Origin of the sequence: Cupriavidus respiraculi (assembly GCF_914271545.1) — a bacterium.
In the GTDB taxonomy this organism is placed as follows: domain Bacteria; phylum Pseudomonadota; class Gammaproteobacteria; order Burkholderiales; family Burkholderiaceae; genus Cupriavidus; species Cupriavidus respiraculi.
In genome coordinates this window covers 1,101,873-1,123,077 of record NZ_CAJZAH010000001.1, presented here as the reverse complement: position 1 = coordinate 1,123,077, position 21,205 = coordinate 1,101,873, and the positions used below count along the sequence as shown (strand labels likewise).

General features: G+C 69.3%; 20 protein-coding genes. 8 read left to right on the top strand and 12 right to left on the bottom strand.

Features of this window, described 5'->3' with window-relative positions; genetic code table 11:
* Positions 1–7 precede the first annotated feature (7 nt).
* The 7 genes from LDO27_RS05025 to LDO27_RS04995 form a co-directional block, all read right to left on the bottom strand.
* On the bottom strand, positions 8–853 hold the full coding sequence (locus LDO27_RS05025; RefSeq protein ID WP_224040077.1) for a phosphodiesterase: 846 nt from the start codon (positions 851–853) through the stop codon (positions 8–10).
* On the bottom strand, positions 850–1,917 hold the full coding sequence (locus LDO27_RS05020) for an ABC transporter ATP-binding protein (protein ID WP_224040075.1): 1,068 nt from the start codon (positions 1,915–1,917) through the stop codon (positions 850–852). The genes LDO27_RS05025 and LDO27_RS05020 overlap by 4 nt, the downstream gene beginning before the upstream one ends.
* Entirely contained in the window at positions 1,910–2,821 is a 912-nt protein-coding gene (locus tag LDO27_RS05015; RefSeq protein WP_222205038.1) for an ABC transporter permease, read from the bottom strand. Before LDO27_RS05015 ends, LDO27_RS05020 begins: the two co-directional genes overlap by 8 nt.
* 10 nt (positions 2,822–2,831) lie before the next feature.
* Complete coding sequence (locus LDO27_RS05010; RefSeq protein ID WP_222205040.1) at positions 2,832–3,665, bottom strand: ABC transporter permease; 834 nt, start codon at positions 3,663–3,665, stop codon at positions 2,832–2,834.
* Positions 3,666–3,723: 58 nt separating this feature from the next.
* Positions 3,724–4,746, bottom strand: a complete 1,023-nt coding sequence (locus tag LDO27_RS05005; RefSeq protein ID WP_222205042.1) for an ABC transporter substrate-binding protein — start codon at positions 4,744–4,746, stop codon at positions 3,724–3,726.
* A gap of 64 nt (positions 4,747–4,810) precedes the next feature.
* Complete coding sequence (locus LDO27_RS05000) at positions 4,811–5,890, bottom strand: substrate-binding domain-containing protein (protein ID WP_224040073.1); 1,080 nt, start codon at positions 5,888–5,890, stop codon at positions 4,811–4,813.
* 214 nt (positions 5,891–6,104) lie between these two features.
* Entirely contained in the window at positions 6,105–7,022 is a 918-nt protein-coding gene (locus LDO27_RS04995) for an RNA polymerase sigma-70 factor (protein ID WP_224040071.1), read from the bottom strand.
* Positions 7,023–7,313: 291 nt separating this feature from the next.
* Between LDO27_RS04995 and LDO27_RS04990 the strand changes: the two genes are divergently transcribed.
* Entirely contained in the window at positions 7,314–8,510 is a 1,197-nt protein-coding gene (locus tag LDO27_RS04990; RefSeq protein ID WP_224040068.1) for an MBL fold metallo-hydrolase, read from the top strand.
* A 49-nt stretch (positions 8,511–8,559) separates the two neighbouring features.
* Here LDO27_RS04990 and LDO27_RS04985 read toward each other — a convergent pair whose 3' ends face one another.
* Positions 8,560–9,960, bottom strand: a complete 1,401-nt coding sequence (locus LDO27_RS04985; protein WP_224040821.1) for a heavy metal sensor histidine kinase — start codon at positions 9,958–9,960, stop codon at positions 8,560–8,562.
* Positions 9,957–10,643, bottom strand: coding sequence for a heavy metal response regulator transcription factor (locus LDO27_RS04980; protein ID WP_224040066.1), 687 nt, complete (start codon positions 10,641–10,643; stop codon positions 9,957–9,959). The genes LDO27_RS04985 and LDO27_RS04980 overlap by 4 nt, the downstream gene beginning before the upstream one ends.
* 191 nt (positions 10,644–10,834) lie before the next feature.
* On the opposite strand from LDO27_RS04980, the gene LDO27_RS04975 reads away from it, so the two are divergent.
* Both LDO27_RS04975 and LDO27_RS04970 read left to right on the top strand, forming a co-directional pair.
* Positions 10,835–12,706, top strand: coding sequence for a copper resistance system multicopper oxidase (locus tag LDO27_RS04975; protein WP_224040064.1), 1,872 nt, complete (start codon positions 10,835–10,837; stop codon positions 12,704–12,706).
* Entirely contained in the window at positions 12,706–13,671 is a 966-nt protein-coding gene (locus tag LDO27_RS04970; RefSeq protein ID WP_224040062.1) for a copper resistance protein B, read from the top strand. The genes LDO27_RS04975 and LDO27_RS04970 overlap by 1 nt, the downstream gene beginning before the upstream one ends.
* 69 nt (positions 13,672–13,740) lie before the next feature.
* Here LDO27_RS04970 and LDO27_RS04965 read toward each other — a convergent pair whose 3' ends face one another.
* A complete protein-coding gene (locus LDO27_RS04965; RefSeq protein WP_224040061.1) occupies positions 13,741–14,244 on the bottom strand; it encodes an RrF2 family transcriptional regulator in 504 nt (167 codons plus the stop codon).
* A 210-nt stretch (positions 14,245–14,454) separates the two neighbouring features.
* Here LDO27_RS04965 and LDO27_RS04960 point away from each other — a divergent pair, with 210 nt between their 5' ends.
* Positions 14,455–15,660, top strand: a complete 1,206-nt coding sequence (locus LDO27_RS04960; protein WP_222205060.1) for a globin domain-containing protein — start codon at positions 14,455–14,457, stop codon at positions 15,658–15,660.
* Positions 15,661–15,721: 61 nt separating this feature from the next.
* Complete coding sequence (locus LDO27_RS04955; RefSeq protein WP_222205062.1) at positions 15,722–16,123, top strand: hemerythrin domain-containing protein; 402 nt, start codon at positions 15,722–15,724, stop codon at positions 16,121–16,123.
* A 9-nt stretch (positions 16,124–16,132) separates the two neighbouring features.
* Here the strand turns inward: LDO27_RS04955 and pdxR are convergent, their stop codons facing one another.
* Positions 16,133–17,602 carry a MocR-like pyridoxine biosynthesis transcription factor PdxR gene (gene pdxR / locus LDO27_RS04950; protein WP_224040059.1) on the bottom strand — a complete coding sequence of 490 codons (1,470 nt, stop codon included), beginning with the start codon at positions 17,600–17,602 and terminating at the stop codon, positions 16,133–16,135.
* Positions 17,603–17,700: 98 nt separating this feature from the next.
* On the opposite strand from pdxR, the gene LDO27_RS04945 reads away from it, so the two are divergent.
* Both LDO27_RS04945 and LDO27_RS04940 read left to right on the top strand, forming a co-directional pair.
* Complete coding sequence (locus LDO27_RS04945) at positions 17,701–18,135, top strand: GNAT family N-acetyltransferase (RefSeq protein WP_222205067.1); 435 nt, start codon at positions 17,701–17,703, stop codon at positions 18,133–18,135.
* Entirely contained in the window at positions 18,135–18,782 is a 648-nt protein-coding gene (locus LDO27_RS04940; protein ID WP_222205070.1) for an FMN-dependent NADH-azoreductase, read from the top strand. Before LDO27_RS04945 ends, LDO27_RS04940 begins: the two co-directional genes overlap by 1 nt.
* Before the next feature lie 6 nt (positions 18,783–18,788).
* Here LDO27_RS04940 and LDO27_RS04935 read toward each other — a convergent pair whose 3' ends face one another.
* Positions 18,789–20,267: an HD domain-containing phosphohydrolase gene (locus tag LDO27_RS04935; RefSeq protein ID WP_224040057.1), complete on the bottom strand. Its 1,479-nt coding sequence runs from the start codon at positions 20,265–20,267 to the stop codon at positions 18,789–18,791.
* Between the two features lie 111 nt (positions 20,268–20,378).
* Between LDO27_RS04935 and LDO27_RS04930 the strand changes: the two genes are divergently transcribed.
* Entirely contained in the window at positions 20,379–21,179 is an 801-nt protein-coding gene (locus tag LDO27_RS04930) for an alpha/beta fold hydrolase (protein ID WP_222205075.1), read from the top strand.
* Positions 21,180–21,205: the final 26 nt, after the last annotated feature.

The following is a 21,205-nucleotide window of genomic DNA, read 5'->3' as shown; positions in this document are numbered from 1 at the left end:
GCCCGGCTCAGTCGATCAGCTTGCCCTGCGCATCGAAGAACGGATGTGCGGGGCCGTGATCGCCGATCGCGGCGGCATGCGTGACCAGGCCATGTAGCGGATGCCACCAGTGCAGCAGGAAGCCCGGCGGCTCCATGCGGAAGCGCGATGGCGCGGCGGGATCCAGGTCCAGCGCCACCTGGTGCGCCGGGCCCGGTGCGGTGATCGCGACGGTGCCGCCGAAGCGGCGGGCGATATGGCGATGCAGATGGCCACACAGGACGCGCTCCACCTGCGGATGGCGCCGCACGACGGCTTCGAGCCGCCCGGCGTCCTCGAGCCCCTGCTGGTCCATATGCCCGATGCCCGTGTGAAAGGGCGGATGGTGCAGCATCAGCAGAGTGGGGCGGTCGGGCGCCTGCGCGAGGGCGGCTTCGAGCCACGGCAGCGCGGCCGGGTCCACGCGGCCGCCGCTGCGTCCCGGTACGGTGCAGTCGAAGGCGATCAGCGTGAGCGGCCCTTCGTCGATGCGATAGTGGACCGCGGCCTCCCCATCGCCCACCTGGAACAGATAGCCATGATCGGGGAAGACCTGGCGCAGCGCGGCGCGGCTGTCGTGGTTGCCCGGCATCAGGCGCACCGGGATCGCCAGCGTCGCCAGGATGCCCCGCAGGAAGCGGTATTCGTCCTCGCTGCCGAAGTCCACCAGATCACCGGTCACGATGGCCAGGTCGGGACGCTGCGGCAGCGCGTGCAACGTATCGATGCAGCGGCGCAGCGCATCCGCGGTGTCCACGCGGCGATAGGACAGCTTGCCACCGGCCTTGATGTGCAGATCGGTGATATGGGCCACCAGATACGGCGTCTGCGTCATGCCGCGCTCCCCGCCGGCAACGTCAGCAGATGGCTGGTATCGATGCGCAGCCCCACGCGGTCGCCGGCCGCCCAGCGGTCGCGTCGCGCGGTATCGAGCACCAGCGGCGCCGGCGCGCCCACATCGACCAGCAAACGCGTCGCGTGGCCGAGGAACAGCGCGGTCACCACGCTGCCGGTCAGGTGCGCGTCGCCCGCATTCGGGGCATCGGCCAGCGTCACGTCCTCTGGCCGGAACATCAATTCGGCCTGCGCGCCTTCGACGTCGCGCCCCTCGCGCGGCACCGCACCCCCGGGCACCCGCCACACCTCCCGCTCGGCCGCCGCCGGCAGCCGGTTCATCGTCCCGATGAAGTCGGCCACGAAGGCATTGGCCGGCTGCCGGTAGATGTCCTGCGGCGTACCGCTTTGCGCGATGCGTCCCTTGTCCATCACGATGATGCGATCGCCCAGCGCCATGGCTTCCGCCTGGTCGTGGGTCACATAGACCGCGGTGATGCGCAGGCTGCGCAGCAGACGGTTGATGTCCGCGCGCAGCGCGTCGCGCAGCTTGGCATCGAGCGCGGTCAGCGGCTCGTCCAGCAGCAGCACGCGCGGCTGCACGGCAATGGCGCGGGCCAGGGCCACGCGCTGGCGCTGGCCGCCGGAGAGCTGGTCGACCCGCCGGTTGGCGAAGGCGCCAAGCTGCATCATCGCCAGCATGTCGTCCACGCGGCGGTTGCGGCTCTGCGCGTCGATGCGCCGCACGCGCAGGCCGTAGCCGATGTTCTCGGCCACCGTCATATTCGGGAAAAGCGCGTAGTTCTGGAACACCATGCCCACGCCGCGCTGCTCGATGGGCAGATGCGTGACAGGCGCGCCGCCGAACAGGACCTCGCCGCCGTCGTCGGGGAATTCGAGCCCGGCGATCATGCGCAGCGTGGTGGTCTTGCCGCAGCCCGACGGCCCCAGCAGCACGACGGTTTCGCCGGCGCCGATGTCCAGGTCCAGCGGCTCGAGCGCGCGCGTGCCGTCGGGGAAAGTCTTGGCGCAGTTGCGCAGGGCGATGGTGGTGGGTTCATGCATGGCGGGGGGCCTCGGTCTGTGGCTGGGGTTGCGATGCGCGCGCGGCATCGTCGGGCGGTGCGGTCATCGACGCGGCAAGCGGCACCGGCGTGTCCGGCAGCGGATGCCGCCGCGCACGGGCGCCGAGCGCCGAGACCAGCTGCATCACCACCAGCAGCGGAATGATCATCAGGAAGAACACGATGGTGTAGGCCGACCCGATCTCGAGCCGCATCGACGCATAGCTGTCGGCCAGGCCCACCGGCAGGGTCTGGGTGGTGGGGGTATGCAGCATCCACGTCAGGTTGAATTCGCCCACCGACAGCGTGACCACCATCAGGGCGCCCGCCAGGATGCCCTGCCGGCAATTGGGCAGCACCACGGTGAAGAAGCGCTGCATGCGCGTGGCGCCAAGGCTCGCCGCGGCGTCCTCCAGCGTGCGGATGTCGATGGCCGACATGATCGCGAGCACCGAGCGCACCATGAACGGCAGGGTGAACAGCACATGGCCGATCAGGATGAAGACCCAGCTCGTGCGCAGCCACGACAGGCTGCCGTACAGCAGGATCAGCCCGAGGGCCGTCGCCAGCCCGGGGATCGCGACCGGCAGCATCAGCAGTTCCTCGATCAGCCGCGTCATGCGGCTGCGGCGCAGCGCCATGTAGTAGGCCGCGGGCACGCCGAGCACCAGTGTGCAGGCCAGGCAAGCGAGCGCGATCAGCAGCGACAGGAAGATGGTATTGCGGTACAGGCCCCACACTTCGCCGACCCAGCGCAGGGTCAGCCCGCTTTCCAGCCCGACGAAGATGTTGTTGGTCAGGCCGGCCAGCACGGAAAGGCCCACGGGCACGGTCATGAATGCGCAGACGAGCAGCGTCAGCGCGAGTTGCGCCCAGTAGGCGGAGCCACGGCGGATGGTCTTCATGGTCGCGCTCCTAGGCGGTGGCGGCAACGGCGTTGCCCGACAGATGGCGGGCCACCGCCAGCAAGGCCCACGTCACGGCACCGAGCAGGATCGACAGCGCTGCGGCCATGCCGAAGTTGGCATAGTTGGTGAACTCGTTGTAGATCGTCAGCGGCAGCACGTCGAGCTGGGTGGCCAGCGTAAAGGCCGTGCCGAATGCGCCCATGCTGGTAGCGAAGCAGATCGCGCCGCTGGAGATCATGGCCGGCATCAGCGCGGGCAGCATGACGTCGCGCACCACGCGCCAGCGGCCGGCGCCCAGCGAACGGGCCGCTTCCTCCAGCGAGGCGTCGAGCTTCTCCACGGCGGCCATCACGGTGAGGATCACGCGCGGGATGGAAAAATACAGATAGCCGACGAACAGGCCGGTCATGCCGTAGGCGAAGGTCCAGCGCTCGCCCGCGAGCAGGTCGCCGACGGAAGCCAGCAGCCCGTTGCGGCCGCCGAGCATGATGACCATGAAGCCGATCACCACGCCGGGGAACGCCAGCGGAAACGTCAGCATCGCCACCAGTACCGCCTTGCCGGGCACCGGATGGCGCTGCAGGAAGGTACCCGCCACGCCGGCGATAGCCAGCGTGGCCAGCGTGACGGTGGCCGAGAGCAGCACCGTCGAGAGCAGGCTGTGCAGATAGCGCGGGCTGGACAGCACGGTCCAGTACACGCCGGCACCGTCGTCGCCCGCCACGCTGACCGCGAGCAGCTTGGCCATCGGCAGGCAGAAGAAGGCCAGGAACACGATCAGGGCGGGCAGCGCGAACACGATCAGCGCGCGGCCGGAAGGGGCGCGGGTGCGAGGGGTCATGGTGCGGGGCTCTCCATGGGTGGCGGCGGGCCGGGACGCGAGGCGTCCCGGCGCGGCATCAGCGCACTTCCTTCAGGTACTGGTCGCTGAAGGCCTTTTGCACATCGGCCATCTTGCCGTAGTCGACGGTCTTGGCACGCGCATAGTCGGCGGCGGGGAGGAAGCGCGCCTCCACTTCCTTGGACACGGCCTTGGCCCGCACCGGCCGCAGGTAGGCGTTGGCCCACAGCGCCTGGCCGGCGTCGGAGAGCACGAAGTCGAGCACCTTGCGGGCTTCGGCGGGATGCGGGGCCTTGTTCACCATGCTCATGACGTAGGGCACGACCACCGAGCCCTCCTTGGGAATCACGAACGCGACGTTGGCGCGATCCTTGTAGCGCGCCCGATAGGCATTGAAGTCATAGTCCAGCAGGATCGGAATCTCGCCCGACAGCACGCGCGCATAGGCGGTCTGCTTGGGCACGATCGGCTGGTTCTTCTGCAGGTCCTTGAAGAACTTCAGCGCGGGGCCGAAGTTGTCCAGCGAGCCGCCCATGGCCTGGTTGATCGCCACCGCGCCCACATAGCCGACAAAGGCGCTGGCCGGATCGAGATAGCCGATCATGCCCTTGTACTCGGGCTTCTGCAGATCGGCCCACGATTGCGGCACGGGCTTGCCGCGCAGCGCGTCGACGTTGACCATCAGGCCGAGCGTGCCGGAGTGGATGGCGAACCAGTTGCCCTGCGGGTCCTTCAGGCCGTCGGGGATGTCGTTCCAGTTGGCCGGCTTGTAGGGCGCGGTCACGCCTTCCTTCTGCGCCTGGATGCCGAAGGTCACGCCGTAGTAGACCACGTCGGCCACGGGGCTGGCCTTCTCGGCGACGATCTGGGCCAGCGACTGGCCCGAGTTCTTGTTGTCGTGCGGTACGGTGACGCCGGTCTTTTCCTTGATGGCGCGAATCTGCGCGGCCCAGTCCGCCCACTCCGGCGGGCAGTTGTAGCAGATCGCGGTCTGCGCCGCCGCGGCGTGGCTGAACACGACCGCGCCGACGGTCGGCAGCAGCCAGCGCAAGTGGCGCAGCCAGGACGAAGTCGATTGCATGATGAACTCCTTGGGTTGGATAAGGCGGTGAAGGAAGGCGAAACGGTGATCGATACGGGCCGGGCTAGGGGGGTGGGGCCACCGTGGCCCCGGCGCGCAGCACGTGCGGCAGCAGCGTCGTTCGGGGCAGCGTGGCGGCCCGACCCGGCAGCGCGGCGTCGAGCCGCGCCAGCAGGCACGCCAGCGCGCGCGCGCCGATCTCGCTGTTCGGCTGCACCACGGTGGTCAACGGCGGCTCCAGCAGCCCGCCCAGGGCGATGCCGTCGTAGCCGAGCACCGAGATGTCATCCGGCACCGCGAGCCCGAGGCGCTTGAGGATCGACATCACGCCGATCGCCAGCATGTCGTTGGTGCAGAACAGCGCCGTGGGCGCCCGCGGCGCGGTGACGAAGAGCCGGATGCGCTCGATTTCCGCGGGGGTATGGGTGGGCGTATGCGCGGGCATCGACAGCGGCGGCATGGGCTGCAGGCCGTGGGCGCGCATCGCGTCCTGATAGCCGGCGTGGCGCTGGCGGGCCCGGTCGGACGCGACGAACGCGCCCGACACCACGGCGATGCGGCGGTGGCCGGCCGCGATCAGCGTCTGCACGCCGGCGCGCGCGCTCAGGCGGTTGTCCACCGACACCGAATAGCGCTTGCCGCGGCTGGCGGCCTGGTTGTAGGCCAGCACGTAGGGCACGCCCTCGGCGTCGAGCTGGTCCAGCACCGCGCTGCGCGCCGCATCGGCCACCGTCAGCACCATGCCGTCGACGCGGTGCCGCAGCAGGTACTCGATGCGCTCGCGCTCCCGGTCCGGGTCGTAGCGGCTCGTGACCAGCATCAGCGAATAGCCCTGGGCCAGCGCGGCCTCCTCGATGCCGCGCCAGCATTCCGCGAACACCGCGTTCTCCAGCGTCGGCAGCATGACCCCGATGATCCGGGTGCGCTGGGCCCGCAGCTTGGCGCCCAGCAGGTTGGGCCGAAAGCCCAGTTCGCCGGCCGCCCGCAGCACGCGCTCGGCCGTGTCCTGGCGGACCAGCTCCGGATTGCTGAACACGCGCGAGGCGGTCGCCAGCGACACGCTTGCCGCCGCGGCCACGTTCACCAGCGTCGCGCTATTGGCGGGCGCGGGCGGGACGGCAGGGGAGACGGCTTTGCGTGTCATGGGATCGGGCTGTCCTCGGATGAAAACGTTTTCATTCAAGCCGCAAAAAAACGGGTGTCAAGGACGGCCCGTGGTGCGGTGCGCCGTAACGGCGCCGGCGATGAGCGCGGCGCCGTTGCGGCGGAACGAACGAAGCGGATTGTGCGAGGCGCAAATGACAGCGCGATGACACGGCAACCTGGCGGAGACAGGCCGATGCCGACCGCCGCGCGTCTCAGTGGGGCGAGATCGGCGGGCCGTCCAACCGAGCCGCGGCGATGCGGGCCAGCTTGTCGGGATTGCGCTGCACCTGGATGCGCAGGATGCGCTCGCCGTCCGTCTCGAACGACTGCGCCGACTCCAGTTGCCCATCGATGAAGCGCAGCACGCCGAGCCGACCGTTGAGCGCGGCCAGTTCGACGCGCACGGCGGCACCGAAGCGCAGCCGGGTGGCGAAGAACAGCTGCGCGATGCGCCGCCCGCCGAGCAGCGGCTGGGGGAAGCTCGGCACCTTGCCGCCGCCGTCGCCCAGCAGCACCGCATCCTCGGCCAGCATGGCGTTGATGGAGGAGAAATCCCCCGCCGACAGCGCCTGTGCGAAGCGCGTCAGCAGCCGCCGGTGGGTGTCCGCCGAAATGGCATACCGCGCCCCGCCGCTGCGCACCTGCGCCTTGGCGCGGTGCACCAGCTGGCGGCAGGCCGCCTCCGACTTGCCAAGCGTTGCCGCGATCTCGCCGTAGTCGGCATCGAAGACCTCGCGCAGCAGGAAGGCCGCGCGGGCCTCGGGCGCCAGCCGCTCCAGCACCAGCAGGAAGGCCACCGAGATGTTGTCGACATGCTCCACCACGTCCTCCGGCGTGGGCGGCGACTCGCACAGCAGCGGCTCCGGCAGCCAGATCCCCTCGTAGTGCTCGCGCTGCACCTTCGCCGCGCGCAGGCGGTCGATCGACAGCCGGGTGGCCACGGCAACCAGCCATGCCTCGGCGTTGCAGATGGCGGTGCGATCGGCCTCGTGCCAGCGCAGCCACGCGTCCTGGACGATTTCCTCGGCCTCGGCGGCAGAGCCCAGCATGCGGTAGGCGATGGCCTGCAGCCGGGGCCGCAGCCGTTCGAACATCAGGGTCGGGTCGTGGTGGTCTTGCGCGTTTTCCATGGGCGGGCGTCTTTGGTGTGCCGCGGGGCTATCCGTTTCGGGCACGCATGCCGTGCGACCGATAGGGTAACCGGATGACGGGCCGCCGCAACATCCGGGCAGGCCGCATTGCCGCCGCGGCGTGGTGCATTCCCCTGCGTTGCCGGTCAGGCAATGTCTCTACGTTTGCTTTCGCCGCGCCGGTTCCTATGCTGGATGCGCCGGCACGTGGATGGGCGTGCGGGTGGATCGAGGCGGTGGCGAACAACCGCCAGGCGTGGGGTCTTGTCGGTGCAATGTAGGAGACACGCGATGATTGCATCCCGTCTTGCGTTACTGGCCTCGGCCCTCGCCCTGGCAGGCACGCCGTCGCTGGCGTCCGCCCAGTCCGGAGGGGACGACGCCGCGGCGCGGCGCGACGACCCGGCCGCGGTCGCTGCGATGGTAAAGGCGCGCCAGCACTTCTTCGGCCCGGAGAACGTGGACGAGAGGACCGGCCGTATCCGCGAGGACAAGGTCATCTTCTCGTGGTTCGGCGTGGCCTCGTTCGCGGTCGCGGCCAAAGGCAGGGTGTTCTTCCTGGACTCGTATATCTATCGCCTCGCCGACCGGCGCGCCTATGTGCCCGCCACCGTGCAGGACCTGGTCGACCTGCGGCCCGAGGCGATCTTCATCGGCCACGGACATGGCGACCACGCGGACAACGCGGCCTATATCGCGGGGCTCACCGGTGCCACCATCTACGGCGCGGCGGAACATTGCACCGCGATGCAGGGCGACGCGTCCCGGATCTTCGGCGCCGGCACCATGGTGCGATGCCAGCCCATCACGACGCCCGGCTCGGCGCCCGGCGCCGAGGTGCGCACGCTGCGCGCGCTGGCGCCGGACCTGTGCATCACGGCGTGGAAGCATGTCCATTCGGCGCTGGTGCCCGTCGATCCGACCCTGCCGCGCAATCCCATCAACGCGGTGCGCGACCCGCGCGTCGATACGCTGTTCCCGCCGAACCCGCCGCCTTCGCGCGACACGCGCACGATGGCCGGTGCGGGCGGCGCGGTCTCCATCATGTACCAGTTCACTGTGGGCGGATCGGATTTCACCTTCACCTGGCACGACACCGCCGGCCCGCTGAAGGAGCAGGCGCCCGCGCTGCTGCAGTTCTTCACCACGCTGCCCAAGACGGACGTGCAACTGGGAGCCGGCGTCAGCATCGGCGAGGCCAACAACGGCGTGCGCGACATCACGATGTACATCAACGCGCTGCAGCCCAAGGTGTTCTTCATGACCCATACCGACAACTTCAATATCGGTGCGTCGATGTTCTACGTGCAGGCGATCCAGCGCCAGTTCGACATCTTCGCCATCCCGGCGGCTGACCGTCCCGAGATTCGGGGCCTGCACGATCCCTACGACTATGTGCGCCCGGGCCTGATGACCTTCGACTACCGCAACGACTACTGGCGCGACGGCCGCCGTGGCAATCGCCACAGCCGGTATTGCGCGGGGTAGTGGTCCCTGGTGGTCCCTGGGTCCCGGATGGCGCCGTGCGACCGTCCGGCTAGCCCGGCGCCGCTGGCGGGCCGTGCCGGACGGGGAAGGTCAGCGTGAAGCGCGTCCTGCCGTGGGCCGACTGGACCGAGATGGTGCCGCCGTGGGCCTGCACGATGGCGCGCGTGATCGACAGGCCCAGGCCCACGCTGTCCGACTCCGGGCGGGCGCGGGACTTGTCGCCGCGAAAGAAGCGGTCGAACAGCGAGGGCAGCAGGTCGGGGCGAATGTCCTGCCCCTCGTTCTCGACCGCGAGGGACACCGTCGCCGGCGTCGCGGCGATCTCGACCGCGATCGCGCCATCCGGCGGGGTATGGCGCAGGGCGTTGGACAGCAGGTTGCTCAGCGCGCGCCGCAGCATCAGGCGGTCGCCCACGATGCGGCCGCCTCCGTGCAATGCCATGCGGACCGCCTTGTCCTCGGCCAGCGCATCGTAGAAGTCGAAGATCGCGCGTACCTCGTCGGCCAGCTCGATGTCCTCGGCGCTCGGCAGCGTGATGCCGTGCTCCATCTTCGCGAGATAAAGCATGTCCGAGACCATGCGGGACAGGCGCTGCAGTTCCTCCGCGTTGGAGGCGAGCACGTCGCGGTATTTGCCGGCATCGCGCGGCTGGGACAGCACCACGTCGGTCTGCGTCATCAGGTTGGTGATGGGCGTGCGCAGTTCATGGGCGAGGTCCGACGAAAACTCGGACAGGCGGCGGAAATCGTCCTGCAGCCGGGCCAGCATCGCGTTCAGCGTCGAGGCGAGGTCTGCCATCTCCACGGGGACGGCCTCCACCGGCATGCGCTCGTCGAGCCGGTTCGCCGTCACCGCCCGCGCGCGCGCCGCCATGGTGTGCAGCGGCGCGAGGCCGCGCCGCGCGGCCCACCATCCGAACACGCCGCTGAGCAGCGCGGCCAGGCCGATATAGAGCGCGAGCGAGCGGCGGAACTCGCGCATGAAGTGCGCATGGATCTCGGTGTCCGAGCCGACGAGCACGTGCAGCACGCCGGCCGGCTGGCTTGCCGCGGGCACCGTGCCCCGCATGCCGCGATACTCGCGGCCATCCTGCTGCCAGTCAAAGGTATCGCGCCCCGGCGGCAGCGCGGCGGCGGCCGCGGTCGCGATGCCGAAGTCGAACCCCTCGCTGGCATACAGCAGCCGGCCATCCGGATGCTGCACGCGTGCCACGAAGCCCGGATGGTGCTCCAGCGCCTCGTTGAACCTCGCCGGCATCGCGGCGGGCGGGGTGTCGGCCGCGATCTTGCGGATCAGCGCGATGTTCTCGCCCAGCACGGCGTAGTCCTGGTGTGCGAAATGGCCATCCATGGCCCACGCGATCATGATGCCCAGGCCCAACAGCACGGCCGCGGACGTCAGCGAAAAAAAAGCGGTGAGGCGCGTGGTCAGCGACAGGCGGGGCATCAGGCCGGGTCCTCGGGACCGTCGATGACATAGCCCATGCCCCGCACGGTCTGGATCAGCTTGGTGTCGAAGTCGTCGTCGATCTTGGCGCGCAGCCGGCGGATGGCAACGTCGATCACGTTGGTGTCGCTGTCGAAATTCATGTCCCACACCTGCGAGGCGATCAGCGAGCGCGGCAGTACCTCCCCGCGGCGGCGCACCAGCAGCTCGAGCAGCGAGAACTCCTTGCCGGTCAGTGCGATGCGGCGCCCGGCGCGGGTGGCACGGCGGCGCGCGAGATCCAGCACCAGGTCGCCGACCTCGAGCCGATCCAGAGCGACCTGGGCATGGCCCCGCCGCAGCAGGCTGCGCACCCTGGCAAGCAGTTCGGAGAAGGCGAAGGGCTTGACCAGGTAGTCGTCCGCGCCGAGTTCGAGGCCCTTGACACGGTCGGCCACGCTGTCCCGCGCGGTCAGGAACAGCACCGGCATGGCGTTGTGGGACGCGCGCAGCGATTGGAGAATGCGCCAGCCATCGACGTCGGGCAGCATCACGTCGAGGATCAGCAGGTCATAGGGCTCCGTCATCGCGAGATGGCCGCCGTCCAGGCCGTTGAGAGCCAGATCGACGACGAAGCCGGCTTCGGTCAGGCCCTGGCGCAGGTATTCGCCGGTCTTGGCCTCGTCCTCGACGACAAGCAGTTTCATGTTCAGCGTTCCGTGTCAGCGGCAGAGAGCAAGGGGTCCTGCGCCCGCCAAGTGTAACGAGCGGCGCGCGCGGATGACGCCAACATTACCGGAATGTAATGATCGGGTAAGTCGAGCGTAGCCTCGGTCTCGTTACCCTGCCGAAGCCGTGCCGGTGCGCGGCACTTCCCGAGAACAGAGGACATATCCCGATGCGATCCTATTTCCCGTCCGGGCCGTCATGGCCGAGCCTGCCACGCCGGCGATTCGTCCAGGGCCTGGTCGCCGGCGGCGTGCTGGCCGGCGTGGGCTGGGCGGGCGGTGCTGCGTCGCAATCCGGCGCTGCGCCGCCCGAGACCGCTTTCGGCACGGCGCCGGTGCTGCGCGGGACGGAGTTCGACCTGGTGATCGCCGAGTCGCCGGTCAACTTCACCGGCAGGCCCGCCATGGCCACCACCATCAACGGCATGCTGCCGGGGCCGACACTGCGCTGGCGCGAGGGTGAAACGGTCACGATCCGGGTGACGAACCGTCTGCGCGAGCCGACCTCGATCCACTGGCACGGCATCATCCTGCCGTACGAGATGGACGGCGTGCCGGGCATCAGCTTCCCTGGCATCGCGCCGGGGCAGACCTTCACCTACCGCTTCAAGGTCGCGCAAAGCGGCAGCTACTGGTACCACTCGCATTCCGGCTTCCAGGAGATGACCGGCGTCTACGGCGGCATCGTCATCGATCCCGCCGGCGCGGACCCCGTGCGCGCAGACCGCGACTACACGGTGCTGCTGTCGGACTGGACCGACGAGGATCCGATGCGGGTGCTGGCCAAGCTGAAGGTACAGAGCGACTATTACAACTACAACCAGCCTACGGTGGTCGACTTCTTCCGCGACATATCGCAGGAGGGGCTGAAGTCGGCGCTGGACAAACGCAGGATGTGGAACCAGATGCGGATGAGTCCGACCGATCTGGCAGACCTGTCGGGCGTGACCTTGACCTACCTCACCAATGGCATGACCCCGGCCGGCAACTGGACCGGCCTGTTCGCCCGGGGCGAGACGGTGCGGCTGCGGTTTATCAACGGGGCCGGCAATACCTTCTACGACGTGCGCATTCCCGGCCTGAAGCTCAGGGTCGTGCAGGTGGACGGGCAGGATATCGAGCCGGTCACGGTGGACGAATTCCGCTTCGGACCCGGGGAAACCTGCGATGTCCTGGTCCGGCCGCAGGACGAGGCGTACACCATCTTCTCGCAGGCGATGGACCGCAGCGGCTATGCGCGCGGCACGCTGGCGACCCGCGCGGGCTTGCAGGCCGCGGTGCCCGAGCTTGACAAGCCGCAGTGGCTGTCGATGGCGGACATGATGGGCGAGATGGGCGCGGGGACGCACGGTGGCCATGGCGCTCACGGCGACCACGGCGGTCACGGCGACCACGGCGGTCACGGCGGCATGGACCACAGCCAGCACGCCGCCATGGACCACGCCCAGCACGCCGGCATGGACCACGGCCAGCACGCGGGCCATGGCATGGCGGCGCCCGGCCCGCTCAAGGTGCCCAGCAAGATCGCGCGCCATGCGCGCACGGAATATGGACCGAGTACCGACATGCGCGTGGACATGGCCCGCACCAATCTCGACGACCCCGGTGTCGGCCTGCGCGACAACGGCCGCCGCGTCCTTACGCTGGCCGACATGCACACCATCGGCGGCCCCATGGACCCGCGCGGTCCGGGCCGTGAAGTCGAACTTCACCTTACGGGCAACATGGAACGCTACACCTGGTCGATGGACGGCGTGGAATTCGGCAAGTCGACGCCGGTCCATTTCCGCCATGGCGAACGCCTGCGGGTGATCCTGCACAACGACACGATGATGACCCACCCCATGCACCTGCACGGCATGTGGAGCGAGCTGGAGACGCCGGACGGCGAATTTCTCGCGCGCCGGCATACCTTCGGCGTTCAGCCGGCCCAGCGCGTCACCTTTCTGGTGACCGCCGACGCGCCGGGCCGCTGGGCCTGGCACTGCCACCTGATGCTGCATATGGACGCGGGCATGTTCCGCGAAGTGGTGGTGGCCTGATGCATCCGCACACGAACGCACGCGGCGCGCAGCCGCACACCCGCAGGCCGGCCATCGGCACCGCCGCGAAAGCCATCGCCGCGGCCGTGCTGGCCGTTGCCGGCGCCGGCGAGGTCTGGGCACAGCACGCCGACCACCATGACCATCGCCATCACGGGTCCGCGCCGGCGCCGGCGGCCGCGGCGACCGAGGGCACCGGCGCGCGGCCGTCCATGGACCACGGCGACATGAAGATGCAAGGCGGCCGCGCCCCCGCCGATGCCCGCGACCCGCATGCCTATTCCGGCGGCTACCAGCGCGGCCACGACGGGCACGGCATGATGATGGCGGACGAGCATGTGTTCTCGTCCCTGCTCGTCGACCGGCTCGAAGGCGTTCATGGCCCGGATGGCAACGCGCTCGCCTACGAGGCTCAGGCGTGGCTGGGCGGCACCTACAACCGGCTCGTCGTGAAGGCCGAGGGCGATGTCGCGCGCGGCAGGGTGCACGAAGCGCGCACCGAACTGCTGTGGAGCCACGCGGTGGCGTCCTATTGGGACACCCAGCTGGGCGTGCGCAACGATGCGGGCCATGGTAGGCCGCCGCGCAACTGGCTGGCGTTCGGCATCCAGGGCCTGGCGCCGTACTGGTTCGAGGTGGACGCCACCGCCTATGTCGGCACCGGCGGGCGCACCGCGCTGCGGTTGTCGGCCGAATACGACCTGTTGCTGACCCAGCGCCTGATTCTGCAGCCGCGCGTCGAGGCGAACCTGTACGGCAAGAGCGATCCGGAGGTCGGCATCGGCAGCGGCTTGTCCAACGGCGTGGCCGGCGTGCGCCTGCGCTACGAGATCAGCCGCCAGTTCGCGCCGTATATCGGGGTAGAGCGCTACCAGGCATTCGGCAACACGGCCGACATGATGCGCGCGGCCGGCGATCGCCGGGGCGAGACCCGCGTCGTTGCCGGGGTGCGCATCTGGTATTGATGATTCCGCGCGAGGGACGACCGTCGCGGGGACGACAGTCCGGCCATTGCGGCTTCCGTTCGCCCGCGCTCAGGCGCGCGCACGTGCCCTCGTTTTTCCGGCGGATGCGCGCAATCCCGTCAGCGGCACGCTGGCCGTCCCGCCGAGCGCGACGGCCAGCGCCGGTTGCGCGATGACGTCGGCCAGCGTCACGCCGTCGAGCACCTCGAAGAACGCCCGCAGCGCATCGCCCAGCACGCCCTGCAGCGCGCAGATGCCCTGAATGGGGCAGCCCCCGTGGTCGCCATCCTGGTCCCGGAAGCACTGGACCATCTTGAAGTCGGGCTCCGTGGCCCGTACCACGTCGCCGATGACGATGCGCTGGGCGGGCATGCCCAGCCGGATGCCGCCCGTGCGTCCGCGCACGGTATGCAGGAAGCCTTCCTGTCCCAGGCGCTGCACGATCTTGATCAGATGGTTCTTCGGAATGCCGAAGGTGTCGGCGATCTGCTGGATCGTGACCAGCGTATCCGGATGCACCGCTGTATAGAGCAGCACGCGCAGGCTGTAGTCGGTGTAGTCGGTGAGCTTCATGGCGGTGGGCACGACGGGGAGACCGGCATATTAACATTGCCTGGCGATGCATCTTTAACAACAAACGGTTCGTGGTTTTTGTTGCATTGCTAGTGCATCTTTAACTAGAATCGCTGCAACGCACCACCGGGCGCGCCCTGCCGCAAGGAATCCAGTCCGGTCGCGTTACGCCCTTTTTGTTGTACGTAAAATGCATCTTTGGAGAATGCAATGCTGTCGGAAGCCTCGAAACCCCTGATCGATGCCAGCGTGCCGGTGCTCAGAGCGCATGGTCTGGCCATCACGCAGACCTTCTACCGCAACATGTTCGCGGATCGTCCCGAGCTGACCAATCTGTTCAACATGGGCAACCAGGCGAACGGCTCCCAGCAGCAATCCCTTGCAGCGGCGGTGTTCGCCTATGCCGCCAACCACCGCACCCCTGACGCGCTGGGCCCGGTGGTCAACCGCATCGTCCACAAGCATGCCGCCGTCGGCATCAAGCCGAGCCACTACGCCATCGTCGGGAAGCATCTGCTCAACGGCATCCGCGAAGTCCTCGGCGAGGCCGCCACCCCGGAACTGATGGCCGCTTGGGACGAAGCCTACTGGGTGCTGGCGGGCGAGCTGATCGCCGCCGAGACGCGGCTGTACGTGAAGACCGACAGCGGCCCCGACCATCGCCAGCCCGTGCGCGTGGTCGAGCGGCGCCAGCAGGGCCACGACATCGTTTCCTTCACGCTGGCGCCCGTGGGCGACGGCATGCTCGCGGATTTCCAGCCCGGACAGTATGTGTCGGTGGTGGTGGAGCTCTCCCCCGGTGTGTTCCAGCAGCGCCAGTACAGCCTGTCCGATGTGTCGAACGGTCGCACGTGGCGCATCTCGGTCAAGCGCGAGCCGGGCGATGTCGAGCGGCCCCAGGGTGCGGTGTCGAACTGGCTGCACGACAATGCCAGCGAAGGCACCGTGCTGATGGTCAGCCAGCCGTTCGGCGACTTCGCCCCGGATGTCGATAGCGATGCGCCCATCGCGCTGCTCTCCGCCGGTGTGGGCATCACGCCGATGATCTCGGCACTCAACACGCTGGCGCAGTGCAATCCGCAGCGCCGCATCGTCTTCGGCCACGCCGCCCGCGCGGCTTCCCATCTGGCGCACGTCGACGACGTGGTCACGGCCGGCGGCAAGCTCGCCCACCTGAGCACGTACTACTTCCTGGAGTCGGCCGAGCCCGCCACGATCCTGGGCCGCGACGCGTTGCCGGGCTACATGGATGCGGACATCGTGCTGCGCGATATCGGCAAGGACGCCGACTTCTACCTGTGCGGCCCGCTGCCGTTCATGCAGGCCCAGCGCGCCACGCTGCAGGCGCGCGGCGTCGCCGCGCATCGCATCCATCGCGAGGTGTTCGGCCCCGACCTGCTCGACGACCTGCTGTAAAGCACTGCGGCGCCGCCGCCGCGGCGCGCCGCTCTCCATGCCAACCAAAGGAGCGCCAGGGATGACCTCGCTGATCGACAACATGCTCGACGAACACCGGCAGATCTACGGGCTGCTGGACCAGCTTCGCGCGGAGGGACTGAGTTCGGAAGCCGGCAGGCGCACGCTGGCGCGCGTGCGGCAGCTGGTCGTGGCCCATCTCGCCCACGAAGACCATCAGCTCTATCCCGCCATGCGGCGGACCGGCGCGACCGCGGCGCTGGCGACCGAGTACGCCTCGGAGATGGAGCGCATCTCTGCCGAACTGCTGGGCTTCTTCGACGGGCACGGGCAGCCGGGCGGATCGCTGGACCAGGCGCGCGCCTTCGGCCGCGCCATCTCGCAGCTGCGTCAGCGCATGACGCGCGAGGAGATCCGGCTTTATCCCGCCTATCGGCAGCACTGCGAGCCCTCGCTCGCCTGAAGGGCGGGTTCAGGGCGCCGGCCCGCGGCGCCCGGACCGTGGTGCGGGCAGGCCCAGCGCCGCCATCAGGCGCCGCACCACGTCTTGCGCCTGTCCCGCGGTGGCCACGTTGGTAAAGCCGACCATCAGTCCGCGCGGTCCGTCCGCGCCCTGGCGCCAGTCGGTCAGCGCCTGCAGCCCGAAGCCCGCTTCGCGCGCACGGCGCACCAGCGCCACGTCGTCCATGTCGTCGCGCAGCGCCACCAGCAGATGCATGCCGCCTTCGCGCAACTGCACGGTCAGGCCCAGGGGGGCATATGGCGCGAACGCCGCCGCCAGCAGCGCTCGCCGCTTCGCGTACAACGCGCGCATGCGCTTGATATGCCGGGCGAAGTGTCCCTGCTCGATAAACTCCGCCGCCACGGCCTGCAGCAGTTCCGGGCATCCGCCATGCAGCGCGCGCCGGCTGGCGGCCTCGAATGCGCCTACCTGGCTTTGCGGCACGACCACGTAGGACAGGCGCAGGCCGGGATACAGCACCTTGCTCAACGTGCCGCCGTAGATCACGCGGTCCAGGCGATCAAGGCTCTTGAGCGCGGGCAGCGGATGGCCGCGGTAGCGGTATTCGCCGTCGTAGTCGTCCTCTAAGATCCACGCGCCGCGTTCGCCCGCCCAGTCCAGCAGCGCCGCGCGCCGCGCCAGCGTTAGCGAAACGCCGGTCGGGCTCTGGTGGGAGGGCGTCACCACGGCGAGGCGAGCGTCGGCGAAGCGCCGGCGTCCCCATGCCACATCGATGCCTTCCTCGTCGACCGGGATGGGCCGCACCCGATGTCCCAGCCGCGAGAGCACCTGCGTGGTGGGTGGATAGCCGGGACACTCGACCCAGGCGCGGTCGCGCGGCGACAGCAGGGCATCCGCCGCCAGCCCCAGCGCGGCGGTGTAGCCGGGCACGACGAAGACCTGCGCGGGCGCCGCATCGATGCCGCGCGAGCGGTGCAGGTACGCCGACAGCGCTTCGCGCAGCGCCGCATGGCCTGCGGACGGCGGCTTGGCCAGCGATCCCGGCAGCCGCGCCTGCCGGGCCACCAGCCGGGCCCAAAGCTTGCGCGGAAACACATCGACGGCCGGCACGCCCAGTTGCAGCGGGCGGATGGCGCCGTCGTCCGACTCGCCGAGGCTGTCGAGCGCGGGCGCGACAGCCGGCAGGGCGTCGGCGGCGGGCGCCTTGGCGCGGCGCATGCCGGCGCCGGCCACGCCGTCCGCGACGAACGTCCCCGCCGGACCGCGCGCGACCAGATATCCTTCGCCGATCAGCCGGTCGTAGCCGACCTCGACCGTGCCGCGCGCTACCCCCAGTTCACCCGCCAGTACGCGCAAGGAAGGCACCCGCTGCCCCGGCGCGAGCCGGCCCTGGCCGATCAGCGCCTTGAAGCGCTGGTAGACCTGCTCGTGCAACGGGGTCGGCGCGCGCGGTTCCAGGCGTAGCAGGTTGGCGGTCATGGCCTAGTCGAATCGTCAAAAAGTGGACCTGTTGATTGTGCCATCGAAAACCCATACTGCGGTCCATGATCCCTTCGACCTCCGCCGCCCCAGCCGCCATGACAGACACGCCAACGATCCGACACGCCGACAGCGAAGCCGAACTGATCGCCTGCTTCGATGTCATGCGCCAGCTCCGTCCCAACCTGCGCACCCCCGACGCCTTGCTGGCGGCGGTGACCCGACAGCGAGAGCAGGGCTATCGCGTGCTCGCCGCCTGGGCCGGCGACCGGCCCGTGGCGCTCGCCGGCTACCGGCCCTTGGAAAATCTGATCCACGGCCGCTTTCTGTACGTCGACGACCTCGTGAGCGCGGACGACCGGCGCGGTCAAGGACACGGCGAACGGCTGCTGGCCGCGCTGTCCGACCTGGGGCGCGCGCAATCGTGCCGGCGCCTCGTGCTGGACACCGCGCTGTCCAACAGCCTCGCGCAACGCTTCTATTTTCGTGTGGGCCTGCTTGCGATGGGGCTGCACTTCAGCAAGGACCTGTGATGAAACCTCTCGAACTGCTGCTGATCGACTGCAGCCCGCGCCGCGAGCGCTCCACCAGCCGCCACCTCGGACGCGAACTGATCGCACCGATCGAGGCCCATCTCGGCAGGACCGTGCGGCTGACCGAGCGCCGGATCGGCATCGAGCCGCTGCCGCCGCTGTCGGCCGAATACGCCGAATCGCTGGTGGTGCCGATCGCCGAGGCGCGGGCCCGCTATGGCCCGTCGCTGGCCGTCTCGGACGAGCTGATCGCGGAGCTGGATCGTGCAGACCTGCTGGTGATCTCGACGCCGGTGCACAACTTCACCGTGCCGGCCGCCCTCAAGACGTGGATCGACTATGTCGTGCGCCGCGACGTGACCTTCCACACCACGCCGCAGGGCAAGGTTGGCCTGTTGCGTGACCGGCCCACGCTGGTGGCCGTGTCCGCCGGCGGCGGGATGTTCCGCGAACCGCCGACGCAGCCGGACTTCTTCCGGCCGTACCTGCGGGCCGCGCTGGGCGTGATCGGTCTGAAGAGCGTGAGCTTCGCCGCATCGACGGGTCTGGCGTTCTCGGAGGCACCGCTGGCGGTGGTGGAGGCCGATGCGCGGAAATGGCTGCAAAGCAGCCTGGATGCACTCGTCCCTTCGTTCGCGCCCGCCTGAGCGGCGCTACTGCAGCAGCCCGAGCGTAAAGCCTTTCAGCGTCGCCGCTGCGCGCGTGGTGCATTCCAGCTTGCGGAAGATGCTCTCCATGTGCGTGCGTACTGTGCTCGGGCTGATGGCCAGCACGCGGGCGACTTCCTTGTTGCTCTCGCCCAGGCTGATGCGGCGCAAGACTTCGGTTTCCCGTTCGGAGAGCAGCGCGGAGGCCCGCGACACCGTCTCCGGGATACGCGCGCTGCGTCCGCAGGCCGTAGCGATGGTGGCATCGACGGCTACCGGGTCGAGCCGGCCCTTCGCCGCTTCACCTTGCAACACGGCGGCCGCCTCCCGCGCGGACATCGCCTCCCTCCAGGGCCGCCTGGCGCGCAGCGCCGTCCATGCAATCGCCACCGCCAGCACGCGCGCATCCTGGCCGAGCATGTCGCCGGACAGGCCGCGGAAATAGCCGTTGCCGTCCAACCGTTCATAGGCGCAGGATGCAAGCCGGGCCTCGCCCGCCAGGCCGCGCAGGCGGCGGGCGGCGCGGTCGGTCCAGTAGGGCATCAGCCGCACGCGCTCCCAGTCGGCGGCATGGAGTCTGCCGGGCGTGTTCCACAGGCGGTTGGGCAAGGCGGCTCGTCCGATGCCATGGATCAGCGCGGCCCGCTGGACGGCTGCCGCTGCGGTCGCATTCAGCCCGATGGCGCGTGACGCGGCGAGCCCCAGTTCCGCGGCCTGGCGCGAATAGCCCGCCATCCATGGCAGCTTGAGATCGATCACGTCGCCCACGAGCGCCAGCGGCACCGTCGGGGCGTCGCCCGACCGAATATCGTCGCGCAAGCCGTCGCGCAGGTCGTCGTCCATTCCGTCCAGTTCCGCCAGCCAGCGCTTCGCCTCGCGCAGCGCTGTCTGCGTCAGCCGGCGCGGATAGCGCTGGCCGGCATTGGCTTCGACATGCGCGAGCGCGCGTTCGACGCCGTGGGCGCGTGACAGGATCTCCAGGTCGCTGGCCAGGTTGACGCGATACACGACCTCCGGCACGTCGGCGCCATCCAGTTCCCCCGGCATGCCTTCCCCATCGTAACGCTCGAAGATATGGCGCAGGCCGGCGACCACCTGTGGCCCCATGCCGAGCATGACGCCGATTTCTCCGGAGACCTCGCAATGGATTTCCGCCAGCGGGAGCATGCGCTGCTGTTCCCGCGGCGCGAGCGGCGGCAGCGTCAGTGTCAGCAGCGCATCGCGGCCCGCCACGTCGTCGCCCAGCAGCGATTCGAATCCCGCCGCGTTGGCGGTGCAGCCAGACCATCGCAGCAAGGCCACGCAGCGCGCGGCGTCGCAGTCTGCCCCGGAACCGCCCGACGCCAGGGCGAGCCACGCCGCCAGCCGCGCGGTGCGCGGCGAGTGGTCCGTCGGACGGCCCATGCTGAGATCGCCGATGAAAGCGAGCGCCAGCATGGCGTCGCGGGCCTGGATGAAGCCGGAATCGGGCGCGGGAAGGGTCATGGGCGGACTGTCGATGGGCGGGTCGGATAAATGTCCGATGCAAGCAGGCGAGTCGAATCCCGATACTGGCTCCAGTCACGGAAAGGCCGTGTCATTGACAGGAGCACCACCATGTTGAATCGGAACGCCATTATCCTCGCATCCGCCATCGCGGCGCTGTCGACCAGCGGGCTCGCCGCAGCCGCCGGACCGGCCATCGCGGCCGCCAGATCGGGCGGCGATCCATCCGTCGTCATCGTTCACGGCGCCTTTGCCGACGGCTCGGACTGGGCCAGGGTCATTCCGCTGCTGCAGGCCAAGGGCATCAAGGTGCAGGCCGTGCAGAACAGCCTGACCTCGCTGCGCGACGATGTCGCGACCACGCGCCGCGCCATCGACAACCAGCCGGGCAACGTGGTGCTGGTGGGCCATTCGTGGGGCGGCACGGTGATTACCGAGGCGGGCCAGAGCGACAAGGTATCGGCACTGGTGTATGTGGCGGCGTTCGCGCCGGATGCGGGGCAGTCCACCGAGGAACTGGGCAAGGGGTATCCCACCCCGCCGGGCATCGCCAAGCTGGTGGCCGACGCGGAAGGGTATTTGTCGCTGCCGGCCGCGGCCATCGCCTCCGATTTCGCGCAGGATCTGCCGCCGGCACGCACGCGCGTGATGGCGGCCACCCAAGGGCCGATCCAGGCCAAGGCCTTCGGCGAGACGACCACCGGCGCAGCGTGGAAAGGACGGCCTTCTTGGTACATCGTGAGCGAGAAGGACCGCATGATCCAGCCCGAACTGCAGCGCGCGATGGCAACCCGCATCAAGGCGCGGATCACCAGCCTGCCGACGAGCCATGTGCCCCAGCAATCCCGCCCGGAGGACGTGGCCAAGGTCATCCTGGAGGCAGTGCGCACGGCCCGCGCGGCGCGCGGCTGAACGGCGGTGCGGTCATTGCCGGCGGC

Bases quoted from the DNA above. Each gene is read 5' to 3' on its own strand.
- LDO27_RS05000 (WP_224040073.1), bottom strand. From the start codon at position 5,890: ATGACACGCAAAGCCGTCTCCCCTGCCGTCCCGCCCGCGCCCGCCAAT.
- LDO27_RS04960 (WP_222205060.1), top strand. From the start codon at position 14,455: ATGCTGTCGGAAGCCTCGAAACCCCTGATCGATGCCAGCGTGCCGGTG.
- LDO27_RS04930 (WP_222205075.1), top strand. From the start codon at position 20,379: ATGTTGAATCGGAACGCCATTATCCTCGCATCCGCCATCGCGGCGCTG.
- LDO27_RS04935 (WP_224040057.1), bottom strand. From the start codon at position 20,267: ATGACCCTTCCCGCGCCCGATTCCGGCTTCATCCAGGCCCGCGACGCC.
- LDO27_RS04940 (WP_222205070.1), top strand. From the start codon at position 18,135: ATGAAACCTCTCGAACTGCTGCTGATCGACTGCAGCCCGCGCCGCGAG.
- LDO27_RS04990 (WP_224040068.1), top strand. From the start codon at position 7,314: ATGATTGCATCCCGTCTTGCGTTACTGGCCTCGGCCCTCGCCCTGGCA.
- LDO27_RS04970 (WP_224040062.1), top strand. From the start codon at position 12,706: ATGCATCCGCACACGAACGCACGCGGCGCGCAGCCGCACACCCGCAGG.
- LDO27_RS05010 (WP_222205040.1), bottom strand. From the start codon at position 3,665: ATGACCCCTCGCACCCGCGCCCCTTCCGGCCGCGCGCTGATCGTGTTC.
- LDO27_RS04955 (WP_222205062.1), top strand. From the start codon at position 15,722: ATGACCTCGCTGATCGACAACATGCTCGACGAACACCGGCAGATCTAC.
- LDO27_RS04995 (WP_224040071.1), bottom strand. From the start codon at position 7,022: ATGGAAAACGCGCAAGACCACCACGACCCGACCCTGATGTTCGAACGG.
- LDO27_RS04975 (WP_224040064.1), top strand. From the start codon at position 10,835: ATGCGATCCTATTTCCCGTCCGGGCCGTCATGGCCGAGCCTGCCACGC.
- LDO27_RS04980 (WP_224040066.1), bottom strand. From the start codon at position 10,643: ATGAAACTGCTTGTCGTCGAGGACGAGGCCAAGACCGGCGAATACCTG.
- LDO27_RS05025 (WP_224040077.1), bottom strand. From the start codon at position 853: ATGACGCAGACGCCGTATCTGGTGGCCCATATCACCGATCTGCACATC.
- LDO27_RS04945 (WP_222205067.1), top strand. From the start codon at position 17,701: ATGACAGACACGCCAACGATCCGACACGCCGACAGCGAAGCCGAACTG.
- LDO27_RS05020 (WP_224040075.1), bottom strand. From the start codon at position 1,917: ATGCATGAACCCACCACCATCGCCCTGCGCAACTGCGCCAAGACTTTC.
- LDO27_RS04965 (WP_224040061.1), bottom strand. From the start codon at position 14,244: ATGAAGCTCACCGACTACACCGACTACAGCCTGCGCGTGCTGCTCTAT.
- LDO27_RS05015 (WP_222205038.1), bottom strand. From the start codon at position 2,821: ATGAAGACCATCCGCCGTGGCTCCGCCTACTGGGCGCAACTCGCGCTG.
- LDO27_RS05005 (WP_222205042.1), bottom strand. From the start codon at position 4,746: ATGCAATCGACTTCGTCCTGGCTGCGCCACTTGCGCTGGCTGCTGCCG.
- pdxR (WP_224040059.1), bottom strand. From the start codon at position 17,602: ATGACCGCCAACCTGCTACGCCTGGAACCGCGCGCGCCGACCCCGTTG.